The 5,135-nt window shown below is 31.2% G+C and carries 4 protein-coding genes and 1 pseudogene; 3 read left to right on the top strand and 2 right to left on the bottom strand.

Features of this window, described 5'->3' with window-relative positions; translation table 11 throughout:
* Positions 1-196: 196 nt before the first annotated feature.
* Both Q8S45_RS02795 and Q8S45_RS02800 read right to left on the bottom strand, forming a co-directional pair.
* Positions 197-2,977, bottom strand: a complete 2,781-nt coding sequence (locus Q8S45_RS02795) for a pitrilysin family protein (RefSeq protein ID WP_305601038.1) — start codon at positions 2,975-2,977, stop codon at positions 197-199.
* Positions 2,978-3,225: 248 nt separating this feature from the next.
* Entirely contained in the window at positions 3,226-4,131 is a 906-nt protein-coding gene (locus Q8S45_RS02800) for an IS1595 family transposase (protein WP_305601039.1), read from the bottom strand.
* Positions 4,132-4,226: 95 nt separating this feature from the next.
* On the opposite strand from Q8S45_RS02800, the gene Q8S45_RS02805 reads away from it, so the two are divergent.
* From Q8S45_RS02805 to Q8S45_RS02815, 3 genes and pseudogenes are all read left to right on the top strand, one after another.
* Complete coding sequence (locus Q8S45_RS02805; protein ID WP_305601044.1) at positions 4,227-4,547, top strand: hypothetical protein; 321 nt, start codon at positions 4,227-4,229, stop codon at positions 4,545-4,547.
* Positions 4,489-4,701, top strand: a complete 213-nt coding sequence (locus tag Q8S45_RS02810) for a hypothetical protein (protein WP_305601046.1) — start codon at positions 4,489-4,491, stop codon at positions 4,699-4,701. The genes Q8S45_RS02805 and Q8S45_RS02810 overlap by 59 nt, the downstream gene beginning before the upstream one ends.
* A 113-nt stretch (positions 4,702-4,814) precedes the next feature.
* Positions 4,815-5,045 (top strand): annotated as a pseudogene (locus Q8S45_RS02815) (hypothetical protein); the annotation flags it as partial.
* Positions 5,046-5,135 lie beyond the last annotated feature (90 nt).

Genomic DNA, 5,135 nt, shown 5'->3' on the forward strand with positions numbered 1-5,135 from the left:
TTCTGCTTTGAAACTAATAAACATGAATAATGTTTCTCTAATACTAATTTTACACATTCAAGTTTAAATGTGTAATCATATTTCACTTTTCTTTCCATAAAAATACCCCCAAATAGTGTCTAACTTTTTGGGGGCAGTCTAACATGGAAGCTTTTAACTTTGATAATTAATAGTTTTTCTATATCGGCCAGTAATCTTAATTGCCAATTTCTTTTTTAGGGATTTTAATTTCTGTTTTTACTGGGTTTCCATCAGCATCAATTTCAATAATATCATCAAACCCTAAATCCATTAATTTACCTTCAATTTTAGATTTATCACCAACCATAAACCAGTTAACTTCATTTGGTTTAATTACTTTTTTACTAATGCTTTTTAAATCCGTTAAAGATAAATTTCTAACATTCTCATCATATTTTTGATAGTAATCATCAGGTAAATTATATTTAACTAAATCATATAATGAATTATTAACAGCTCCATTAGTTTCCCATTGACCTGGTAACTTTAATATTTGATTGGTTTTTACCTTGTCAAGTTCAGCTTGTGTTACCGGTCTAGTACTTACAAAATCTATAATTTCTTTTCTTAATTCGCTCACTGATTCAGCAGTTTTATCGGTTTGTACAGGTGCATATACCAGAAATGGACGTTCTTGCTGTGCTCCTAAAACAAAACTACCAGCACCATAGGCCCAATGCTTATCTTCCCTCAAATTCATATTTATCCTAGATGTAAAATCTCCACCTAATATACTTACCATTTGTTCCAGTGCAATTTCAGAAATAGTACCATACTTTTCTGTAAGGTGACCTGCAATAATAACTGACTGTTGAGATTCAGGTCTATTCATTAAATACAACGTGTTCTTAGTTTTTACCGTTGGTTTACTAAATGAAATTGTAGGCACTTCACCTCTTTCCCATTTGCTCAACGATTTTTCTAATTTAGTTTTTAACTCATTCATTGAAATATCTCCAGTAACAATTAAGGTTGCATTGTTAGGCTTCATCCAAGTATTATAAAACTTAACAATATCTTCCCTCTTAAAATTTTCAACTGTTGCCTCATAGCCTGTCCCAGTATATGGGTTACTATATGGATGTCCTTCACCATAAAGAAATTTATTCATAACTCTTAATGCCATCCCAAAAGGCTGAGATTTTTCTTTTCGAATATCATTTATCTGTTCTGTTTTTAATCGATCAAACTCTTTTTGAGGGAAAGATGGATTTAAAACAACATCTGCAAAAAGTTCTAAACTGGCATCGAAACTTGGTTTTAAGGTATTCATATAAACATTAGAAATATCTTGATCTGAATAGGAATTTAAACTAGCGCCTAACAGTTGTAATTTTTCATTAATTTGAAGTGAATTTAAATTTTTAGTTCCTTCATCTAATAAGTTCATAGCTAAAGCCGAAGTTCCAGGACTAGCCAAGTAATCTGCTTTATAACCTGCATTTACCATTAAATTCATAACAATGGTTGGAACGCCTTCTCTTTTTGCTAAAATAATTTTTAAACCATTAGATAATTTAGCACGTTCCAACTCTGGAAAATTAGCACTTTTTGGACTCCCAACCTCTGGAATTTTAGTTCTATCAACCGAAGAATTTACGACTTTATAGTCGGGAAAAGGATTACATATTAAAGTATGTTTTCCTTTGGTTAACCATTTTTGAGCAGTTAATTTAAGATCTTCTATAGTTGCATCTTGAACATATTTTAAACTTGTTTTATAAAAAGAGGCATCCCCAAAATATGTTTCATTGGAAGCTAAAATATCCGAAGTACCTCCAAATCCACCTATTCGTTCCAATCCCTTTATGAAACTTGAAAAATATGATGCTTTAGCTCTTTTTAATTCAACTTCTGTTGGTCCGTTTTTTATAAAATTATCTAACTCTTTTAACATGGTAGCCTTCACATTTTCTGAATCTCCACCAGGTTTCACATTTGCGTACATTATAAATCCTGAAGCAATTTCACTAGAAGCCTGAAAAGAAACCATAGACGAAGCTGTTTGATCTTCATAAACTAATTTTTTATATAATCTAGAATTCTTCCCATTTGTTAGTATGGATGAAATTAAATCAAAATGAAGATCTTCTCTATTTCCAAATTCAGGTGAATTCCAAGCCAATAAAATCCTAGTTTCAGGAACCCTATCTTCATAAATTTGATAGGTATCACTAGTATGAGTAGGTATATTTATTTCTTGTCTTTCAATGGTCGGTCCAGATGGTATATCGCCAAAATAGTTTAACACTTTCGTATAAATTTCTTTTGGATCTATATCTCCAGCTATCGCAATTACAGCATTAGCTGCGCCATAATAAGCTTTAAACCATTCATGAACATCGTCTAAAGAAGCTGCATTTAAATCTTCCATCTCTCCAATTACAGTCCAAGAATATGGATGCCCCTTTGGAAACATTGCCTTTGTAAGTAAATCCCACTGTTTTCCGTAAGGTTGATTTTCACCTTGTCTTTTTTCATTCTGAACAACACCACGCTGTTCGTCTAATAACTCCTGAGTAATATTACCTAATAAATGGCCCATTCTATCAGATTCAAGAAATAGGACTTGATCGAGTGCTGCTACAGGTACATTTTGAAAATAATTTGTTCTATCTGAATTTGTAGTCCCATTTACATCAGTTCCTCCAATTCTTTCCAAAGCTTGAAAATAGTCGTCCTTAAAATTTTCACTTCCATTAAACATTAAATGCTCAAATAAATGCGCAAAACCACTTTTGCCAAGTTTCTCGTTTTTTGAACCTACATGATACCAAACATTTACAGCAACAATTGGTGCTTTATGGTCTTCATGAACCAATAATGTTAATCCGTTTGGTAATACAAATCGTTCATAAGCAATGTTTATTTCACTTGCTTTAAATTCAAAATTCTGTGCTTGCTGCTCCTGATTAAAAAAAACAAGAAGAAAACAAAAAATAAAAAGTCTTTTCATGACATAAAGATTTAACAATTAGTAAATTAATTAACTTAATCATCCTTAAATAAAGGAGTGATTTAATAAAAAAAGGGGTAAAAAATAATAGGACAATACCCATTAGATAATATTTGCATTAACTCAAATTCTAAGCAACTATACATAAGTAATCCTTTAGTCGGTTTAATTTACCTATGCTTTTTGAAGTTCCTTTTATTTGAAAGTTTTATAAAATTAAGATAATTAATCTGATTGTCCGTTTTCTGTCATAACCCTGTAATACCTGCTATTACTAGCCTATCGAATAATTTTTCTTCAAAATATCTTCTGTTAAGCTTATAAACGAACTCATTTAGGTACAATTGAAGATATTTTCCTTTAATTTTATGGAAATTTCCAAGAAAATTTCTTTTAGCATTACTAATTGCAATATGCACCCACCTTAAAGTTTCTGTTGTTGTTTCTTTATTCGATTTTTCTGTAATATGAATCTCCACATAATCGGCAATATCTATATATGATGTGCTTTTGTCTGTAAACAAAATACTTTTTTCAGAAATAGATTCCTGGATTGTTTGATTTATTTGTTCTGATGTATGATCCGTTAAGACCTTTGCTTTAAAATACCTGCAATGATTTGATTTTTTACCCGTTTCAATATCTTCTAAAACAGTCGATTCAGCCATAATTGCAACGTTAGATTTTCCAACAGCACCACGCCCACGAATTCCTTTTTCTTGTTCTATTTCCGTAGATTCAATTGTAAAATAGCCTTCGTCAAATTCAATCATTCCTTCCAAAGTATAACGCGCATCTCTATTGCCCATTGCTTTACGCAACTTATGAACCATAGACCAAACTGGCTCGTAACGCTTTAAACCCAGTTGTTTTTGAATTTCTTTGCTGGAAAAACCTTTTTTTGTGGCTGTCATCAAAAACATCGTTTTATACCAAATCAAAAATGATAAATTCGAACTTTGCATTATTGTACCACTTCGTAACGAAATTCTACTTCTACATTTTTTACACTCATAACTCCATCTGCTTTTTATCCAAAAATGTTCTTTGCTTCCGCATTTACATTGAACTCCGATTTTGTCTCTTTCTTCTTTAAAATGAAGCCTACAAGATTCCTCGCTCCCAAAATTTGCTGTAAAACTGAATAAATTCATCGTTTTTTTTATCAAATATAACGCTTTTTTATTAATTATGGGTAATTGCGGACAATCAATATTATTTTATATAAAACTAAAAAGATTGAATCTATATGAATAAAACATTAGTTTCAACCAAAGCAAACTTTGGAACATTACCTGTTTTTTTAACTGCAATCTCAACCATTTTAGGAGCCGTCATGTTTTTACGTTTTGGTTTTGCAGTTGGTTCTGTTGGTTTTATGGGAATGGAAGCCTTATTAATTATAATTATTGGTCATATGGTTACTATACCAACAGCAATGGCCTTGGCTGAAATTGCCACCAATCAAAAAGTTGAAGGTGGTGGTGAATATTTTATAATTTCTAGATCTTTTGGCGTTAATTATAGGTGCAGGAATTGGAATAACTTTATACCTTTCGCAAGCAATTAGTGTTGCATTTTATGTAATAGCATTTGCCGAAGCTTTTGAAGCTATAAAACCATGGGTTGCATCCGAATTTGGTTACGAACTTTTTGACAATCGATTATTTAGTGTTCCTGCCACTATTACTTTTAATTTGGTTGATGGTGACCAAAGGTACTGATTTAGGTATAAAGGCATTATATGTAGTTGTAGCAATTTTGGCAATTTCATTAATCCTATTTTTTTGCCGGTACAACACCATTTAGTGAAGTTTTTGATAGCTCACAGTTATTCAATAATGTTTCTACTGATAAAGGTTTCTTTTATGTTTTTGCTATCATTTTCCCTGCATTCACAGGAATAACAGCAGGTGTTGGTTTATCAGGCGATTTACGTGATCCCAAAAAATCTATCCCTTTAGGAACACTTGCTGCAACTATTGTTGGAATGATTATTTATGTATTTATTGCTTATAAATGCGAATTAAGGGTTAAAAATCACAAGAAAAAAGCAAAAAATTTATGATAAAAAGCAATAAAATATTTGCATAAAAGCCTGATAATCAGTATATTTATAGTGAATTTCAAACATTATAAAAAACATGATTAATCAGGC

This window comes from Lutibacter sp. (assembly GCF_030692605.1).
Taxonomy (GTDB): domain Bacteria; phylum Bacteroidota; class Bacteroidia; order Flavobacteriales; family Flavobacteriaceae; genus Lutibacter.